Source organism: Lysinibacillus sp. A4 (assembly GCF_024919535.1).
GTDB lineage: Bacteria > Bacillota > Bacilli > Bacillales_A > Planococcaceae > Lysinibacillus > Lysinibacillus capsici.
The window spans coordinates 149,530-168,048 of the sequence record NZ_JANWTB010000007.1; the positions used below are offsets into that span (position 1 = coordinate 149,530).

Below are 18,519 nucleotides of genomic sequence, written 5' to 3' on the forward strand. Positions count from 1 at the left end.
GAAACCGCATTATCAAAAGACAATGCGGTCTACTATTAATGTGATTTATGCATAAAACGTATGGCTCTACTCATAACAGTGGGTACGATCGAAGCATGATTTTCGTTTAAAGCCTCATAAAATTCAACATTCATTATTTTTTCTAATACTGTCGCCATTTGGCGCGCATCATCCACCATAAAGGTTTCAAGTTCACCAGCGCTCAAAAACAAAGTTTCGTTCATGTCTTGATGCTCGTTCAGAAATACTGAAGCACATTGCACTAATTCATGCTCATTCCACCAAATGGATGGGCTAATAGCTAGATAGCGTTGGAAGCTGGATTGGTGGTGAAATAGTTGCCACAGTGCAAAGTAACCTCCTAGGGAATGACCAAATAAAGCTTGCTGTGCTTGATTTACTGGATATTGTGCCTCAATCGTCGGCTTTAGCTCTTCTTCTATAAAGCCACTAAAATCCACTGCTCCTCCAAGCTTCTCATGACCTTTTCCTTTAAATCTTGCTGGATAAATATAAGACTCCGCAGGTGCTGTAAAATCATAAAATCTTCTTTCACGCATATCGTCGCCATGACCAATTCCAATAACAATAGCTGGAAGGATACCTGTTTTTGGTGCATTACGACTTTGTAGACGCACCGCTTCCTTTACAAGGTTAAAATAGGATGAGCCATCAAGTACATACAAAACTGGAAAGCCATCTTGTGGTGCTTCCTCCTCTGGCACATAGATGTTAATCGTGTACGCATAATTTGTCAATTTTGAAGTCATTTGTTGTGTAATGTAGTCTACTTTAGTTGTATTCATTAGATATCCTCCTTCAAAATTTCATAGCCATAACATACAGGTGTATTGGTTACAGGATCTTCCATAATGCGTGCATCAATATTAAATACTTTACGCATTACCTCAGCACTTAAAATTTCCTGTGGCGTGCCAGTTTGCATAATAATACCCTTACGCATTGCAATAAGATGGTCTGAATATCTGGCCGCGTGGTTAATATCATGTAGAACCATCACTACTGTGCAGCTGTGCTGCTCATTTAAACTTTTAACAATGTCCAATACCTCTAGCTGATGCGCCATATCTAAATAAGTAGTAGGTTCATCCAATAGCAAGATATTTGTTTCTTGTGCTAAGGCCATAGCTAGCCAAACACGCTGACGCTGACCACCTGAAAGCTGGGCAAGCTCCCTATTTCGATATTCCATCGTATTAGTAACCGTTAAAGCCCATTCAATCATTTCCTCATCCTTATTCGTTAAACGATTGACATTGTTGCGATGTGGATAGCGACCATACGCAATTAACTCCTCCACTTTCAATTGACCAGGAGCTATCGGTGTTTGAGATAATATTGCTAGTTTCTTGGCAATATCTTTGGTCGATAAATTTTGCATATTTTGCTCCTGCAAATATACCGTACCTTGTTGTTTTTTTAAAATACGTCCTATCGTCTTAAGGAGTGTAGATTTACCACAACCATTCGGACCGATGATTGTTGTCACTTTGCCCTCTTCTATCGTTAAATTTAATCCTTCAAAGACACGTACCTGCTCATAACCTGAAGCCAAGTTTTCCATTCTAAATGCAGTTTGCACGCCATTTCCTCCTATGCCTTAGATTTCACCAGTAAATACAAGAAATACGGAATCCCAATAATTGAAACGACAATACCTACAGCCAGTTCGGATGGTGCAAAAACGGTTTTACCAATAAAATCAGCGAGGATTAACAGAGCTGCACCAATTAAAGCACTCACTGGCATAACATAACGGTGCTGAATACCAACAAGCTGCTTGGCAATGTGTGGGGCCATTAAACCTATGAAGCCAATACTCCCTGATACAGATACACAAGCACTGACAAGACCTACACTGGCTAGTAACAGCTTCATTTTCTCCTTTTCAACAGCTATTCCTAAACTTGTGATGCTATCCTCTTCAAGCTGAAAATAATCGAGTAAATATGATTTTCTATGCACATATATTCCTAAAATCAAAAGCCAAGGTAGCATCGTAAGCGCAAAGATCCAATTCGCATTATAAATTGAACCTGCCATCCAAATAGCCGCTGATTCAAAATCTTGTGCACTCATTTTTAAGGATAGGAACAAGGACAAAGCTCCAAATCCACTATTGATAGCTATACCAGTTAAGATTAATCGCTGCATATCCAGATGACCATTTTTTAAAGCAAATGAAAAAATCAGGATAGCTGCAATTGTTCCACCGATAAAACCGAATAGTGGCATCATTAAAATTGACATCCAGCTGTTCATATCTGCACTTACTAGCTTTACTTGAAAGAAGTACATGAATAGTACGACTGCTGCACCAGCTCCAGCATTAATCCCTAATATTCCTGGATCTGCTAGTCCATTGCGTGTAATTCCCTGTAATACAACTCCTGCCATACCTAAGCCAATACCGACAAGTCCAGCAATGACAATCCGAGGTAAACGGAATTCAAATATAACAAGATCAAACTTTGAATTTGACTCGATCCGCAGCAATGTTTTGATGACATCCATTACAGACATATCAAAAACACCATTTGTAATATGTAAATAGCTCGCAACTAAAATCATTAAAACAAGCAACAGCATGGTTAAAAAGAATACACTTGAGGTTTTTTTATGCACGTTTTTCACCTCCGTGCTTACGAACTAAATATAAGAAGAATGGTACACCGACCAATGCGGTTAAGACACCAATTGGCGTTTCAAATGGATAATTGACAACGCGGCTCAGGACATCACAAAGCGCTAAGAAAAAGGCTCCAATGACAGCTGCACAAGGAATAATATAGCGATAATCAACACCAACAAGGAAGCGTGTAATATGTGGTATGACTAACCCTACAAAGGCGATTTTCCCTACAAGTGCAACCGCTGTCCCTGTCAAACATACGACAGCTAGCATGCTAATAATACGTACTGCTTTTGTTTTCTGTCCTAGCCCCATGGCAATATCTTCACCTAATGAAGTAATGGTAATCGCTTTTGCCGATAATAAAGCCAAGATCAACCCAGTTAAACCAAATGGAATAGAAAGAATCAGCATATCCATATTTACCATATGTACCTTTGTGTTATACCAAGCACTTACTGTTTGTGATACTTGGAAATACATCGCAATAGCAGTAGCAATACTACTTAAAAATGTGCCAATGACCGTTCCAATTATGGCTAGCCTTACTGGAGATAAGCCATTGCGGATTAACGAGCCAAAACCAAAGACAATACCAGCTCCCAATGCAGAACCAAGCATCGATAATAAAATCATTTGATAGTTTGGTAGCCCTGGAAAAAAAACAATGGCTAATGTAATGACAAATGCAGAGCCATCATTGACACCCATTAATGAAGGCGAGGCTAAATAGTTTCGTGTAATCCCCTGCATGACTGCACCGGCAACTGCTAAAAATGCTCCAACTAGTAATACCGCGGCAACTCTTGGAATACGGCCTATTCTTATAATTTGATGATCGACATCTGATGGATCAAATGCTGTCATCGACTGCCATACTGTAATGGCACTAATATCTTTTGTCCCATACATAACAGAAATAAGTGCCACAAGGGCAATAAGGAAAGGAGATATCGCTAATATTGAAAACGACACTATGTTTGTTTTTTTCAACTTTCACACCTTTTTCTTTATCCATTTTGCGGTACACAATATCAATCACTTAAGTGTATACCCTTAACAACGCCTGCAATGAAAAATGCCACATCTTACAAAAGGCTGGTAATAGCCCGGTGATATCACCAAATCTACTACCAGCCTGTTTATACTATTTAAATAATTTTTCAGCCGCAGCATCTAAGAATTTCACCTTAGACCAAGCAGTACCACCTTGTGCTAATGGCTCAATTGTGTTGACGAAAACTTGATTATTTTGTGTTGCCTTTAAGCTAGTGAAAATTGGATTCTTTTGTAGCTCCTCTAAAGCTTTTGGCGTATCCTTATTCTCTGAATCCTCGAATTGCAGGAAAATCACATCTGGATTTACTTGTGCTAATGTTTCAAGTGATAGTTCCGCTTGCGCCTTAGCTGTTGTAACAACTTCTGGTACAGGTGCTCCTAAATCTTCATATAGAACAGGGTTTAAATAAACGCCTGCTGGATAGATGTACATCACTCCACCACGAACACGGATGATTAATACTTGCTTATCTGCTAATTGCTCCTTGGATTTTACTTGGGCATCAGCAACTTTGGCTTCATAGTCAGAGATGATTTTCTTTGCATCCTCTTCCTGCCCAGCTAATTGTGCAAGCAATGTTAAATTTTCTTTCCAATTTGTTGAAATATGTGAGTATGGAATCATTGTTTGAATTTTGTTGAGCTTTTCAGCCGTTTCTTCAGGGAATTTCGAAGTACCCACAATTACATCAGGATCCAGATTAAGAATGGCTTCTGCATTTGGCTCCATTTTATTTCCTACAAGTGTTGCTCCTTCAAAATCTGTTGCTAGATAGACAGGAACTTTTCCACCTACTTCTAGAACACCTACTGGCTTAATACCAAGCATTGCCGCATCTTCCATTGATTCAAGACTGGCAGCGACAATGTTCTTTACTTCGGCTGGTAGCTCATATTGCTCGCCTAAGTACGTGATGGTCTGCGTTGATTTAGCTTGCTCTGTCTGTGATTCTGTTGCACTTGTCTCTGCTGTATTAGCTGTTGATGTTGCTTCCTCTGCTTTGTCTGTTCCACATGCAGCCAGTGATAATGCTAATAGTGCTGGTGCACACATTTTAAAATATTTATTCATAGATATTCTCCCCTAACGAGCTCATATTGATAATGATAATCGTTTTCATATATAAGTCAATATATAATTGATACTCATTATCATTTACGGATACTATCCTAACAAAGTGAAAATAGATTGTGAATGGACGATTTCGAAAATGACATGGATTTTTGCCGATTTAAGCAATAAAAAAACTGCTTCTTTTTTATAAGAAACAGTCAATTATACATATCTGGCTTCCTCTATTTTTAACTTGCGATAGGCTGAGGGAGATAAACCCGTACACTTTTTAAATACTCTGCTAAAATAAAAACAATCTACATATCCAACACATTCTGCAATTTCAGCTACAGGTATTCCACCATATTCTAGTAAGTCTTTCGCACGTCGTATACGGTATTCTGTTATATATGTACTTGGATTCATACCTGTATGCTGCTCAAATAAATAAGCAAAACGACGACGCTCAATGCCCAATTCCATCGAGATATTTGATACTGAGATTTGCTGTGCATAATTTTCATGTATATACTGTAATGCCTGTTCCATTAATTCGCTGGCACTATCTAAAACCTGCATTTTTGCCGCTACAAGGATATCTTCCAACAAATTCATAAATAATGTCTTAGACTTGAATACAGCCATATTACCAGGAAAGGAATAGCTTTCTACTAATTGCTGAACATGGCTAATAATTTGTGTGTTAAAGCCTGTATTGATTAGAAAATGTTGCTCGGCTAGTGGATATAGATTTATTTCTTCTGTAGGTAGGCTGTAATGAACAACTGCATACTCCCAACCTTTATGGCCAGTCGCTCTCACTTCTATCGGCATCTGGGGGCCAGCATGGGCAATCATTCCTGGCTCCATCATATAGGGGGTTCCATTAAAGCTAAAGATCGCACTCCCTGCAAGTGGCACTACTAAACCACACTTTTCTGGAGCTGTTGTTCTACCAGCATCTACTTCACCTGGCTCCATTTTTTTAGTAAAAACATCTGTAAATTTTACAGAAGCATGTGCAAAGTAATCAATTAAATACTTGATATCCATATGCTAACTCCTATACATGTATAACATTCTGAATCTGTGAAAAATGATGTAAATCATGATTGATTAATCCTACAAAATAGTCGATTATAGTCATTTCTGACTGCCCAATTTTAAATGACTGTTGCCATTGCTCATCTGTCCATTGCTGAATGTCCTGCAATAATTGACGCCTTGTGGAAATAAAATCATTCAATGTTTCCTCCATTGTTTGTTCACGGCTTTTCTTAGCTGCCATCGTATTCAAATGTGCTACATCTGGCCCTTTCGGCAGACGCTCATCTGTAAAGAGAAAAGGAATTCGGTACTTTTGCACAAACTTGTCCCATGGAGGAAGATGCCCAATTACCTCTGCAACCGACCATTTCCCAGGTTCAATGGGCATACGCCATTGTGCCTCAGATAACCCTCGTAAATTATCTATCCAATCTAAAGATTTTATATAGTGTTTAATGACATAGGTTTTATCTTGTTGCAATTGTTCCCCCTCTTTCTTTTTTTATTGAAGATGAATTTTCAATTCTGGCCAACATAAATGCCATTGTTTATGCTGAATTCTTTGACGATAAATCGCATAGGCATACTTATTTTCTAGGTAAAACGATGTTGGCTCTACTATGCCTGCTCCTAAAAGATGAATACCGTACGGTGCTGCAATCTCTAGTACCCCATCTGATAATTTTACTCCAATTGCCGTTGGGATTTCTGGGAAATGAGAGATTCCATCAACAGCAGACTGATATGGTTTACTACCATTTAGGACATGCATTCGTGCTTGATTTTTCACGGACCAAGGCTCGTTTGGAGATAACATTCTCAGTTCTTGCTCATACTGCTTCTCTACTTCTTCTGCTAAATTTTCTTTATCAAAATATATCACATCAATATCAGCAATTGGTGTTCTTTCCTCCTTATTGTGAAGGTAATCCCATACCTTTGAGCGAATAATTCCTGCGCATATCCACCAATCTGGTAGTTGCAAGTTTTCTACTGTGGATAAAATGCTCATCATCCAGTCATCAGATGCAATTAAGTTCTTCAGCTCTTCCTCCGATTGAAGCAACCTCATTCTGTCAGCCTCCATTAATATAAATTAAATTTATAAATCACTAAAAATTATATATTAGATTTATACATTAACACCATTTACCCTAAAGCTAATAAAAGAAAGGGAGAAGCTTATGAATAAAATGATCATGCTGTTGTTATTTGTACTACTTAGCTTAGTTGGACTTTTCTATACAAACATTTCTTTAACACTCGTATGTATCGGGATGGTAGCTGCTTTTATCGGTACACTTGCAGGGGGTGGTGGACTAATTACACTTCCTGCCATGATGCTTGTCGGTATCCCTATTCAAACAAGTATTGCCACAAACAAATTTTCGACAGGCATTTCATCTTTATCCAGTATTTTTTTTCTACTCTATCAGAAGGAGCTACATCTCACATCTATCATCAAATATATAGCTCTTGCTATTGTTGGGGGGATTTGCGGCTCACTTTTAGCGGTTTCGCTGTCTGAGCAAACTATGAACTATATGGCCTGTGTACTACTTCTTTTGGCTTTAGTCGTAACTTTGAAAAATAAGGCGTGGACGGAAGTTCCTGATTCGCTAGAACATCAAGCACCTCATTTTTGGCAACCATTTTTCATCGCTATGTATGATGGTGGTTTCGGCCCTGGCTCTTCGACATTTAGCATCTTACACTATCTACGTACTCATCATACTTACATAAAGGCTGTACAGCTCACTCGAGTACTCCTCTTCGGGAGCTGTACAGGAGCATTTATTGTGTTTTATCACACTGGCTTTATTCAATGGCACTATGCAATTGCTATGGCAATTGGCTCCATTATAGGCTCCCAATTAGGTCTTATAGTGCTCCCATACATTCCATTAAAAATAGCCAAAACACTACTAACATTGATTATTATATTGTTGCTTGTTCAAGTTACATTGAAAATAATTTAATGACCACTACTCAAATGCTCATGAATTACCTTCCATTGATCGTTAACTAATGTAAAAATATTAGTTGCTCTACCGCTACCTGATACAAACTTTTCGTTATGATAGCCTTCATAGTGATATGTATAAAGACAGGTAGCCGTCGTTTCATCAACGGTTAACCATTTTACATCAGTAGCTGAATAAACCTCTTCTTTAATGACATTCCATGCATGCTTGAAATAAGCCTCAATCTCCTCTGTTGTTGTGCATGTTTTATCAGAGAACCAATAAATTGCTTGTGGATGCAAAATAGCCTTTACTTGATTAAAATCATGGGTATTTGTTGCTTGGATATAATGTTCCAATGCTTGTTGATGTGTCATCTTCACTCCCCCTGTTTAACAATATTATCCTAAGATTGACTTCTTAGAAATAATAATTGTTGAATGACCTTCTGCTTGGACAGCTAATGAAGAACACCTATAATGAAGTCAAAACAATAAAGATGGAGGATGTCTATGTTAGCTACTATTGAAAAACAATCCAATCGTCATGTTGCAACATTCAAACGACCACTGACACATTCAGTAGATGCCGTTTGGGCAGTGCTTACTAACAATGAAAGCCTACAAAAGTGGATGAGTAATCTAGAAATCATTGATCTTCGTAAGAACGGGAAAATACATTTTAATATGAATGATGGAACAGGTACCTTTGAGGAAATAACCATCACAGATTATGCTGAGAAAGAAGTACTAGAATTTGATTGGGGAACAGATACGGTGAGATTTGAACTATCTTCTACTGACGATGGTTCATTATTGGTAGTAGTGGAGACACTTCAAGAGCTGACAGAGCATACACCGAAGGATTTAGCAGGGTGGCATATATGCCTAAACCAACTAACAGACTTTTTAAGCGGAACTATACATGAAGAGTTTCCGATGAAAGAATGGCAAAAATGTTTTACAAACTATAAGCAACTTGTGATTAAGACTGAAAAAATCTAAATCTATAATGTATAAAACTCCTTTAGCAAAATGCTTCAGGAGTTATATTTTTAATCAAAATCTTATCATATAGGTATCTCTCATGATACTTACAAAATCTACCTTTTACTTATCGGGTTGTTTTGAGTTGTGTGTTTTTCTTGGAAATATATAAAAATAAAATACTCCACTAATGATTAATCCAGCAAATAAAGAAGACATCAAAGTGTAACTGCTTATATTTTTAAGTAATCTATCAAAATTAATCTGTAACATATCAATGTCGCCATTAGTTATCGCAATTACAACTGTCCAACTAGTTATGATCACTAGAAAACTAATTAAACCATATGTAATACTTAACTTTAAATCTCTATTCTTTTTTCTTTTCTCATTAGAATATGGGTTCTTCTTGTTATTTTTCAGCTTTCTTTACCTCCTAATCGCTTCAGTAAATATTTTAGATACTTACTATCCGTTAGCAGAATAAATCGTTATTTTTTTAATTCTTCAGGTAATGAAGGCTCATAGATCCCTAAAAGACAACAGTTATTTATAGCCATCTCTCCAATACTTATAGCAAGTATAGCAAAAAACAAACACAATTTTTCCTTTGTTACTTTGATAGCATTTAGTTCAAACATTAGTCATATCTCCTTTTTTTATAGGTATTGTAAGAAGTATTGATAAAAAAATCCCCATAAATGAAATAAGCCTTAATTGTTCATCATTTAACATTAGTATTCCACAAATTATAAGGAAGTTAATAATCAACGCTTTCTTTCTTTTCTCTTTTGAGTCACCAACTCTGCTGTTATTCGTATAAGCTGGAACTTTATAATAAATAATAATTTCAAAAATAATTCCGAGTAATATTACTAACTCTCGAGTAATACTAAACGAGTAATTTAGTACAATAAAAGGACCAATCGAAAAGTACAATACTCCGATTATTGAACAGACAATACTTGACTTAGCATGTAGCCCATAACAATATCTTCTCATTATGCAAAAAACCAAATGACAAACTAAGGTTTCACTTACAACACCTAACATAATAGATACGCTATAAATTAAGCTCACCTTTATTAGGTTGATCAAAAGAGTGGCTATGCCATAATTTATCTTTGCTAATTCCATTTTACTTAATTGAATATTTTTATTGATAATATCTGTTAAATAGCATGATAGTTTTTCTTCCATCGATAGATTCCTCATTAGCCTCCCCCTTCTCTTTAAACTGATTCTACATCGTATTATTTAATGATGATTAAATTTTCTTAAAACATATATTTAAAGTAAAAAGTGTTATCTAAACAAATAAAAAAGTGCACTTTTGAAAATTTAAGTGCACTTTTTATTATTCTTTTATAGAAGATTCAAACTTTCTAAGTAATTCTTTTAAATATCGAGTGGAAACATAGCACGTTTCTCCGTCTTTCATCGTTATTGTTCTATTTTTTTTATTTATCTCTTGAATACTATCAATATTTACAACATAAGATTGATGACATCTGTAAAACTTGGGGCTTAAATTTTCAGCTTCTTTTATCTTTCCATAATACTCTATTGTCCTATTGTTCAGATGAACAACTAGCTTGTGTGGAACAGAGGAAGACTCAATAAAATAAATTTCATTTACATTTAATCTTATACTCGTTTCACCAGCTTTAACTACAATATTATCATCAATCAAAGCCCCTGAATTTAAGTATCTCTCCATTACAACATCTATACATTCAATAATTTTATTTTGCATAATTTTTTGATTATCTTTTGGTATATAATCCATTGCTTCTACTTTGTAGAGGAAAGTTAAATATGTTAATTCTGTATGAGTTGTTATAAAAACTATTTTTGCAGAAGGATCTAACTTCCTAATTGCTACCCCCAAAGAAATTCCATTCATTTCTGAGTTTAACTCAACATCTAGAAAATATAAGCCATTGTTTAGTTTATTACGCTCCAAATAGGATATGATGTCATTAGGATTTTCTGTTGAAAGTTCAAACTTCATATCATAATCCTGCATTATTAAATAATTTTGAATTATATTAGATATAATATTTCTTTGTTTTTCATTATCCTCACACACAAATACTTTTATCATACTCTCACCTCCCCATTAATAGTAAGGATTTGAGTAAATACATCTCTTTCAATTTTAGTTTCAAGAATTATGTTTTTAGCTTTACTCAATAACTGATCTAGGTTACCTAAACCCAAACCACGATTCTCTCCTTTTGTAGAAAAACCTTCTTTTTTCAATAAAAAAAGTTTAGGTATGTCCTTATGACAAGAATTTGCTACTATTATTTTTATAACTTGATTATCTTTTACTATAGCAACTCTGATATTTCCATTATTTATTTCCTCAGCAGCTTCAATGGCATTATCTAGGATAATCCCTAAGGAACGTACTAAAACAACGGAGTCAACCGGTATATTTTTTATTTTTTCTCTCATTTCGATTTCGGTATCTATACCTTTTTCTTGCGATACCATTAATTTATTGGCCAATAAACTTTTCAATTCTTTTACTTGTAAATTACTTAATTGGGACAATTTAAATGAGTTTCGATCAAAGTTTTGTGATGTCCATTTTATTTCATTATAATAATACTTTTTTAACCCTTGAATATCATTAGATTCTAAGAAGCTTTCAATTGAAATCAAGATATTCATATAATCATGTTTGAATTTTCTCATTTCATTATAATTACTCTCTATCTGATCTAAGTATTCTAAGAGATATGTCAACTCTTTTTGTTTTTCTCTTGCTACATACATTTTATTCTTTGCGTAAATGATCGCTAAACAAACTAAACCTGAAACAAGGGCATACGCAACAATGAACACTGAATTTGTCTTTTCCATAGAGATCCCGCTTTCTATAGCTCTCTCTATAGAAATTATCACCAAATAAATTATCACCGTTAATGAAGAAGCGACAGCGGAAATCATCAAAGGGAAACTAGTACTTTTAAAATAATATGTATATTTATCTATGATCTTTTTTAATAAATAAATAATACCTAGATAGAGAAATGTCCCAACTATGAAACGAAAAACAAGATTTGTCATTAATTCAAAAGAACTTAATAGGTAAACAATTATGTAATCCGATAAAATATATAATAGAATGGACATTGATGATGCAAAAAAGGAAAAATCAATTTTTCTAGAATATCTTATTAAAATTAATGATAGTACTCCCCATAGAACTCCAGTAGCAAGTACATTTAGCTTAAAATAAACCATACTTATAAAAAATACAGATATAAAGGTAATTAATATGTATATTTTTTTGTTCGCTACTCTTATTAAATAACCACCACATAAAAAAATAAAAAAATATTGTAAAAACAGTCCTACAAACTCAACCGAAAAAATAGTGTTCACTTTCTCACTCACCTTTAACCAGAAGAATCCAAATCAAAAACAATGTAAGGAATATATTTTTATGGAAACTATTCTCATTTTTCCGTTTATTATAGTCTGTATTTGATGAAAAGTAAACACTTCAACATAATGGTGATAAGTATAAAGTGTGATTATTTACAATGAGTAATTATAACTTTTCGATTATTTTACTTCATATTTAATAACTTCTTTTGACAAAAAGAAAAACACTAGCCTAAATTTTGAGCTAGTGTTTTTGATAGTTTATTTATGATGAACAACATGAGCTAGAACCACATGTTGAGCAGCCATTACTTATCATTGATCCGCTTGTTGCCGCTGTTTCTGGTAGTGCTGTTGCTTCATTGATTTCTACAAAGTCCATGTCCTCAATATCTGAGAATAATTCTTCCATAAGTGTTTCTTTTTTCATAAGTCTTTCCTCCACTTTTTTTATTTATGATGAACAACACGAGCTAGAACCACATGTTGAGCAGCCATTACTTATCATTGATCCGCTTGTTGCCGCTGTTTCTGGTAGTGCTGTTGCTTCATTGATTTCTACAAAGTCCATGTCCTCAATATCTGAGAATAATTCTTCCATAAGTGTTTCTTTTTTCATAAGTCTTTCCTCCACTTTTTTTATTTATGATGAACAACACGAGCTAGAGCCACATGTTGAGCAGCCATTACTTATCATTGATCCGCTTGTTGCCGCTGTTTCTGGTAGTGCTGTTGCTTCATTGATTTCTACAAAGTCCATGTCCTCAATATCTGAGAATAATTCTTCCATAAGTGTTTCTTTTTTCATAAGTCTTTCCTCCACTTTTTTTATTTATGATGAACAACATGAGCTAGAGCTATATGTTGAGCAGCCATTAACATTAATAACAGTTTCTAGTAGCACTCTTGCTTTTTACATTCACTAAATTCATGTCATATATTTATCAATAACAACAATACGAAGTTTGATTGAAGTCCTATTATTCCTGACTTATTCACCTTGAAATATTAACAATTTATTACTTTTATACGTTATTTTCTTCCTATAATTTACAATCATTCCGGAAGTAATAAAGAATATTGCCCATCCAATTAGTACAGATATTTCTTTAAGATTGTCCAAGATTGATCCATCTAGCAACCAAAAACTTCGCATCATTTCTAACCCATAAATAATTGGATTAAAAATATAAACAGCTTCCTTTAAAAAAGATGGGAACATCTCTGGAGGAAAAGTAAGACCTCCTAAGAAAATTTGGAAATAAAAAATTATTAATGATAAGCTCTGATAAGTAGTGCTCTTATTAATAAAAGATGTAACAAAATACACAATAGCAAATTCAAAAAAATTAATAATCACAAAGGCTAACAAAATTTTCAGTATACTCTCAAAAGGAAATTCTACATTTTTAGTTAAATACGCAAATATAATTAGAGTTATCGCTGCTAATACTTGGAAAATAAATGTGGCAATATATATGCTGGTAGCTACAGTAATTTCGCTAATTCCTAGAAGCCTATATTTCAAGAGATTACCCTGTTCTTTATAAACTAGAAAATTCTGTCCGAAAATGACCAATACTCCGTTAATAATAATAATAGGTATATACGCTGGAACTAAGGCATTATTTAATGGCATGCCATCGTAAATAGAATATTCTGATAATAAATTACCGAATATAAAAAACATTATAATGGGTAGAGAAAATCCCAAGATCAATCCTTTATAATTTCGAAAAAGTAATTTGATTTGAAACTGTGAAAGATTTAATAAATTAGTCATTTAGTATCTCTCCTCCATTCACCAATTTATAACCTAACATTTGCAAAAAGGCATCTTCGAATGAAAAGTTTTTCATAACAATATTAGTTCCAGCTATCTTCTTCACTTTTTTATAAATATCTTCTTCCTCGTTACTTCTATACGTAAAAGAAACTTTATTATTAGAAACTTTTACTTTCCGTTCAAAAATGATTTCCAGATTTTCTAGAAACACAGTTTCAAATTCCATTTTTTTAGTATCCTTAAATTGGACATTCACTATATCAAAAACAGTTCCAATTTGTTCTATTTTCCCCTGATTCATAATTACAACTCTATCTGCTAAATACTCAACTTCGTCAAGAAAATGGCTTGTTAGAATAATCGTAGTACCACTGTACTTATTAATTTTCTTAATAGTATCCCAAATATTTCTTCGTTTAAGTGAATCTAAACCTGTTGTTAATTCATCAAAAATGAGCACCTCTGGTTCACCTATTAATGTGAGCAAAATTGAGAGTGATTGTTTTTGACCACCAGATAGATTTTTAATATAAGAATGCTGAAATTTATCTAAATCAAATTCTCGTAATAATTCTTGTATATCGATTTTGCTTTGAAGGACTTGTTTATAGAGAAGACACACTTCCAGAACTTTAGCCTCGTCTTCATATGATGAAGTCTGCATCTGATATGCTATTTTTTTATATAACTCCTTTTCGTTAAAGGAATATTCAATAGCCCCCGAATGTCTAACTAATTTCATAACTGTATTAACTAATGTAGTTTTACCTGCACCATTATGTCCTAAAATTGCTATTATTTCTCCCTTTTTTATATCTAGGTTGATATCTTTCAGTATTTTTCTACCTTCTATTTCTCTTGAAACATTCTTAATCTCTATTACATTCATTTTTTACCTCCTAATCTTGCGAGAAAGCCCTCAATCCCATGTCGGGTAGACTAAATTTGAATTTTCTATTAATAGGTAAACCCGCATCGATGTATAATTCCTGATGAACATTATTTATTAAGTACAAAACAGTATTTATTATTAGTGAGTACATGGATGTTAAGTTAGCTTGAGATGGAATTCTATTTGTTTCACTATCCTCAATTAAAAGATTATAATCATCAAGATTCTGATCATTCTTAAATAGACAGGGACCAATCGACATGTCGACAACAGAATATGGAAGTATACAATTGTAATCTTTGAAAAGACTTTTTACTGGTGCTACTATTGAGCTTCTCTCTACAATCAATATTTTGTTATAACCAACGATTCTAGATTTATTAACCAAGAATCCATTATCTTTCAAATAACTAGATAGACTACCACTACTATCTCCGATAATATCAATGCCAGTGTTGCTCATAGTGTTTTTAAAATCTAAAAGTTTTTCACGGGAGGTCCCTACCTCGTCACAGATCATATAAAGACTTCTACAATTAAGTTCGCGATTGATATCTTTTATTTCTGATGATAATAAGAAGATATGATTTTCTTTTTTTAACAAATAAATGATTAATTGATCTTCTTTCTTTTTTGAGTTACTCAAAAAGTTTAAATTTGTACCAAAATACAATGTTCTTTTAAAATAATCTAAATTAATTTTTTCTTTAAGGGATAATTCAATGATTTTCTTATTAAATATATGTTCAATATAAATTTTATTAAAATCATTGAATAAACGATATTCAGAATCTAATACCATATACATATTTAGCCCACCACCATTGCATATAATAGGTCGTATTCAGGAATATATCTTTTAAACTCTTCTTCATAAAATCCACCAATACAGGTAGTATTTAACCCTACAAATTCTGAATATAACGAAATATTTTGTGCGATATGTCCTATTTCTTGATTTAATAAACGATATGATAATTCCCCATACTTCTCTTCTAAGAGCTGATAATCACTTGTAAAGAAAATCTTTACAGGAAATTTCTTTAGATTGGTGTCAATGATAATTGAATCGGCACTTCTTATTGATGCGTCAGCATATTCTTCTAATTGGTGTTTATATGGGTTATATCTATAAATTTTTTCTTTGAAACCAGCTAAATTAATACTAAGAAAAAGAGTACATGGATATAAAGCACCCGGAGAGGGATAGGAAAAGTATTTGTTTTTCTCATCAGTTATCCCAGCAGCAAATTGTAATATCTCAGAGATATCTTGTATATTTATTTCTCTATTTGATGGATATCTCCGTGTTCTTCTATTTACCAATAGCTTTTCAATATCGTTTTGAGGAGCTCTCTTATGAAGAAAAATCCCTGGTTTCGTCTCCCATTTTTTTTTTGTTTTGACCTTCTTTATTTGTACTGAGGTGTAATCTTTTCTAGATATTGTTTTTGAATGAAATGTTCTTCTTAATAAAGATCTGTCAACCTCTGTATCCCATAAAACTGTCGAATTCATATTATTTCTCATCATTTTTAACTCCTTAAGCTAATTGGATGCTTTTAGCAATGCAATACTCTAATTCTGGGTAAACACCAATTCGATTATTTGTCATATGAATGTGAGAAAACATTATTTTAGTCGGATTATTCTTCAATAAGTCGATATATTCTTCATATATTTTAAATGCTTTATCTCGGTTTTCTTTGAGATATGAAACTCTTCTGGAAGTTAAGGAGGTAATCATTTTTAGGCTCGATTCATTTTTATGATATATCTCCCATAGATCACAATATTTTTGTGCCATTTCAGTTTTATCTTTTACTTCAAATGAGAAATATAGGAGATCGATTGCTGCAAATAACCTTTTGGAAAAACTCATCTTATTTAATTTTTGTGCAAGTTTAGAGCTTTGTACAAATAGCTTTTCAGCGTAATATATCCCTCTTTCACCACCATATCGTGGAATTTCTGGTTTATACTCATCCAATTCCACAGTACCGTGTTGTTTCCAGAATACCTCTGTGATCCCCTCTCCTTTTAGCATTTCAGGTGTATAAAATTTTTCTCTATCAATTAGTACTGGCGTTTTATAGGACAAAAAATTATCCACCGATTTTTTTAATATTTTTAAAAAGATCTTTGCATCAAAGTCTACATTTTCTTTGATTCTCAATCTGATATGAGGACCACCTAACCAATATCTAATAAAAAAATAGTCAATATCACTTTGCAAATTATTACAGATAAGATGTTCAAATTCACTTTGTAAATATTCATCTAATAATTTGTAATCATGAATATATACATGGAATGAATGCCACATGATTTTCACCTCTCCCATCATATTGTGTTATTAAGATCGCTCTACCCTAAGTAGTCATTTTTATTTGTTGAATAGGTGAGCTACAAAGCACTCCAATATAATTAATCTCTGAATCATCATTTAACTCTAATAACTTTTTTAAATATGAGTCATGATGATTCTTCATTGGTCGAAAAGCATTACCTGTTTCTGCAGCGTATAGACAAAAGCCTTGCATCAATTCTCCAGCTGAGAGAAGAATCGGTAATAGACCTTTCCGAACTATATTTTTATCTTCTGTGTAAAAGACAACAACTTTATTAAATGTATTAAGATCAAAAAATTGATGATCATTATAAAGAACCTTAGAAAATTCGACTTCCTTGTCCCAAACGACTCCATTTTGGAAAGTTATTTGATGGTGTTCCAAAATACAATAATTGATCTTGTTCATGCTAATTAGATTCCTGAATTTATTTAATCTAGAAAGACAAGTAGCTACTTCAAATTTGTTTAAAATCACATCTGAATTTAAATTGAAATTACCTACCATATTATGAGCAGAATTCCTGTTAACTGAAGAATGGAAGTTGCAATCAATTGGATAGTACTGCTTACATTGAAAGTCAGTCGCCCCATTGTTTATACTGCTAATAATTTCTGTAATATGCTTTGAGCATTTGATTTCATTGAAAAACTTTGTTTCCGCTATCCGTTTTCTCTCAATACCTCTTTCAAAGTGACCCAAATTTAATTCACCATTTGGCCTCTCTAATTCAATGACAAAGGATCCATATACGCAATCATCTATATTAAGAATCTTATTAAAAACAATTGAGTAATTGAAAGACAAGTGTTGTTGCCAAGATAATTTATTAAAGCTTAAAAAATTTTTTATGTTTCCTAAAACATGCCCTGCATCTAACATACTTAAATAGAGAGAGAATTCTCCATAATATCTTGAGATATTTAAGATATCTGAAAATCCGATAATATAAATTTTACTTTTTAAAAAGGTACTTTGACTCTCTGAACTAAGCAAAATGAATTTATCCTCGTACATATCATAGAAAAATATTTTACTATCAATAATAAATATTAATTGGCAAGAGTGCATGTTCCTCGTTGAAGGAGAATTATTATGGTCTTGATACCTTGAAAGAATTTCATATCGATTAATTTTTAAACTTGCTTCTGCTATCCCTGAAACTAATTTGTACAAAGATGAATCTTCAATCTTTAGAAATTCCCCTTTTAAAGAATATTGTTTCTTCACATAAGGAGTAGCGTGAGTAAAATGCACTAAATCATATCTTAATGCAGAATATCTTTTATAATAATCGTATTCAATATTATTCATAATCTACCTCC

Annotated in this window: 24 protein-coding genes; 2 read left to right on the plus strand and 22 right to left on the minus strand. The window is 33.3% G+C overall.

Annotated elements, in window-relative coordinates; genetic code table 11:
• Positions 1-35: 35 nt before the first annotated feature.
• The 8 genes from NY607_RS15710 to NY607_RS15745 form a co-directional block, all read right to left on the minus strand.
• Positions 36-806 carry an alpha/beta hydrolase gene (locus NY607_RS15710; protein ID WP_259419950.1) on the minus strand — a complete coding sequence of 257 codons (771 nt, stop codon included), beginning with the start codon at positions 804-806 and terminating at the stop codon, positions 36-38.
• A complete protein-coding gene (locus NY607_RS15715; protein WP_259419999.1) occupies positions 806-1,585 on the minus strand; it encodes an ABC transporter ATP-binding protein in 780 nt (259 codons plus the stop codon). Before NY607_RS15715 ends, NY607_RS15710 begins: the two co-directional genes overlap by 1 nt.
• Before the next feature lie 29 nt (positions 1,586-1,614).
• The gene (locus NY607_RS15720; protein WP_259420000.1) at positions 1,615-2,610 is read right to left on the minus strand and encodes a FecCD family ABC transporter permease; all 996 of its coding nucleotides are present in this window, start codon (positions 2,608-2,610) and stop codon (positions 1,615-1,617) included.
• Positions 2,611-2,638: 28 nt separating this feature from the next.
• Positions 2,639-3,646, minus strand: coding sequence for a FecCD family ABC transporter permease (locus tag NY607_RS15725; RefSeq protein WP_259419951.1), 1,008 nt, complete (start codon positions 3,644-3,646; stop codon positions 2,639-2,641).
• A 154-nt stretch (positions 3,647-3,800) separates the two neighbouring features.
• Positions 3,801-4,784, minus strand: coding sequence for an ABC transporter substrate-binding protein (locus tag NY607_RS15730; RefSeq protein ID WP_259419952.1), 984 nt, complete (start codon positions 4,782-4,784; stop codon positions 3,801-3,803).
• A 204-nt stretch (positions 4,785-4,988) separates the two neighbouring features.
• A complete protein-coding gene (locus tag NY607_RS15735; protein WP_048394085.1) occupies positions 4,989-5,819 on the minus strand; it encodes a helix-turn-helix domain-containing protein in 831 nt (276 codons plus the stop codon).
• 10 nt (positions 5,820-5,829) lie between these two features.
• Entirely contained in the window at positions 5,830-6,294 is a 465-nt protein-coding gene (locus NY607_RS15740) for a DinB family protein (RefSeq protein WP_259419953.1), read from the minus strand.
• Positions 6,295-6,315: 21 nt separating this feature from the next.
• A complete protein-coding gene (locus tag NY607_RS15745) occupies positions 6,316-6,885 on the minus strand; it encodes a nucleotidyltransferase family protein (RefSeq protein WP_259419954.1) in 570 nt (189 codons plus the stop codon).
• A 112-nt stretch (positions 6,886-6,997) separates the two neighbouring features.
• On the opposite strand from NY607_RS15745, the gene NY607_RS15750 reads away from it, so the two are divergent.
• Positions 6,998-7,792, plus strand: a complete 795-nt coding sequence (locus NY607_RS15750) for a sulfite exporter TauE/SafE family protein (protein WP_259419955.1) — start codon at positions 6,998-7,000, stop codon at positions 7,790-7,792.
• Here NY607_RS15750 and NY607_RS15755 read toward each other — a convergent pair.
• The gene (locus NY607_RS15755; protein ID WP_066037968.1) at positions 7,789-8,154 is read right to left on the minus strand and encodes a YybH family protein; all 366 of its coding nucleotides are present in this window, start codon (positions 8,152-8,154) and stop codon (positions 7,789-7,791) included. The two genes, NY607_RS15750 and NY607_RS15755, sit on opposite strands and share 4 nt — an antisense overlap.
• Positions 8,155-8,289: 135 nt before the next feature.
• On the opposite strand from NY607_RS15755, the gene NY607_RS15760 reads away from it, so the two are divergent.
• A complete protein-coding gene (locus NY607_RS15760) occupies positions 8,290-8,781 on the plus strand; it encodes an SRPBCC family protein (RefSeq protein ID WP_131520942.1) in 492 nt (163 codons plus the stop codon).
• 473 nt (positions 8,782-9,254) lie between these two features.
• On the opposite strand, the gene NY607_RS15765 is transcribed toward NY607_RS15760, so the two are convergent.
• From NY607_RS15765 to NY607_RS15825, 13 genes are all read right to left on the minus strand, one after another.
• Complete coding sequence (locus tag NY607_RS15765; protein ID WP_131520943.1) at positions 9,255-9,404, minus strand: cyclic lactone autoinducer peptide; 150 nt, start codon at positions 9,402-9,404, stop codon at positions 9,255-9,257.
• On the minus strand, positions 9,397-9,963 hold the full coding sequence (locus tag NY607_RS15770; RefSeq protein WP_193767360.1) for an accessory gene regulator B family protein: 567 nt from the start codon (positions 9,961-9,963) through the stop codon (positions 9,397-9,399). The genes NY607_RS15765 and NY607_RS15770 overlap by 8 nt, the downstream gene beginning before the upstream one ends.
• A 157-nt stretch (positions 9,964-10,120) precedes the next feature.
• Positions 10,121-10,870: a LytR/AlgR family response regulator transcription factor gene (locus tag NY607_RS15775; protein WP_259419956.1), complete on the minus strand. Its 750-nt coding sequence runs from the start codon at positions 10,868-10,870 to the stop codon at positions 10,121-10,123.
• Positions 10,867-12,162 (minus strand): sensor histidine kinase, encoded by a 1,296-nt coding sequence (locus tag NY607_RS15780; RefSeq protein ID WP_131520946.1) that lies wholly within the window; start codon positions 12,160-12,162, stop codon positions 10,867-10,869. The genes NY607_RS15775 and NY607_RS15780 overlap by 4 nt, the downstream gene beginning before the upstream one ends.
• Before the next feature lie 268 nt (positions 12,163-12,430).
• The gene (locus NY607_RS15785) at positions 12,431-12,595 is read right to left on the minus strand and encodes a thiazolylpeptide-type bacteriocin (RefSeq protein WP_131520947.1); all 165 of its coding nucleotides are present in this window, start codon (positions 12,593-12,595) and stop codon (positions 12,431-12,433) included.
• Positions 12,596-12,619: 24 nt separating this feature from the next.
• Complete coding sequence (locus NY607_RS15790) at positions 12,620-12,784, minus strand: thiazolylpeptide-type bacteriocin (protein ID WP_131520947.1); 165 nt, start codon at positions 12,782-12,784, stop codon at positions 12,620-12,622.
• A 24-nt stretch (positions 12,785-12,808) separates the two neighbouring features.
• Positions 12,809-12,973, minus strand: a complete 165-nt coding sequence (locus NY607_RS15795) for a thiazolylpeptide-type bacteriocin (RefSeq protein WP_131520947.1) — start codon at positions 12,971-12,973, stop codon at positions 12,809-12,811.
• A 183-nt stretch (positions 12,974-13,156) separates the two neighbouring features.
• Positions 13,157-13,948 (minus strand): ABC transporter permease, encoded by a 792-nt coding sequence (locus NY607_RS15800; protein WP_131520948.1) that lies wholly within the window; start codon positions 13,946-13,948, stop codon positions 13,157-13,159.
• Positions 13,941-14,840, minus strand: a complete 900-nt coding sequence (locus NY607_RS15805) for an ABC transporter ATP-binding protein (protein WP_131520949.1) — start codon at positions 14,838-14,840, stop codon at positions 13,941-13,943. Before NY607_RS15805 ends, NY607_RS15800 begins: the two co-directional genes overlap by 8 nt.
• A gap of 10 nt (positions 14,841-14,850) precedes the next feature.
• The gene (locus NY607_RS15810; protein WP_237898830.1) at positions 14,851-15,651 is read right to left on the minus strand and encodes a hypothetical protein; all 801 of its coding nucleotides are present in this window, start codon (positions 15,649-15,651) and stop codon (positions 14,851-14,853) included.
• Positions 15,652-15,653: 2 nt separating this feature from the next.
• Positions 15,654-16,373 carry a SagB family peptide dehydrogenase gene (locus NY607_RS15815; RefSeq protein ID WP_193767361.1) on the minus strand — a complete coding sequence of 240 codons (720 nt, stop codon included), beginning with the start codon at positions 16,371-16,373 and terminating at the stop codon, positions 15,654-15,656.
• A 13-nt stretch (positions 16,374-16,386) separates the two neighbouring features.
• Positions 16,387-17,169, minus strand: coding sequence for a thiopeptide-type bacteriocin biosynthesis protein (locus NY607_RS15820; protein ID WP_259419958.1), 783 nt, complete (start codon positions 17,167-17,169; stop codon positions 16,387-16,389).
• A 46-nt stretch (positions 17,170-17,215) separates the two neighbouring features.
• Positions 17,216-18,508, minus strand: a complete 1,293-nt coding sequence (locus tag NY607_RS15825) for a hypothetical protein (protein ID WP_259419959.1) — start codon at positions 18,506-18,508, stop codon at positions 17,216-17,218.
• Between the last annotated feature and the right edge of the window lie 11 nt (positions 18,509-18,519).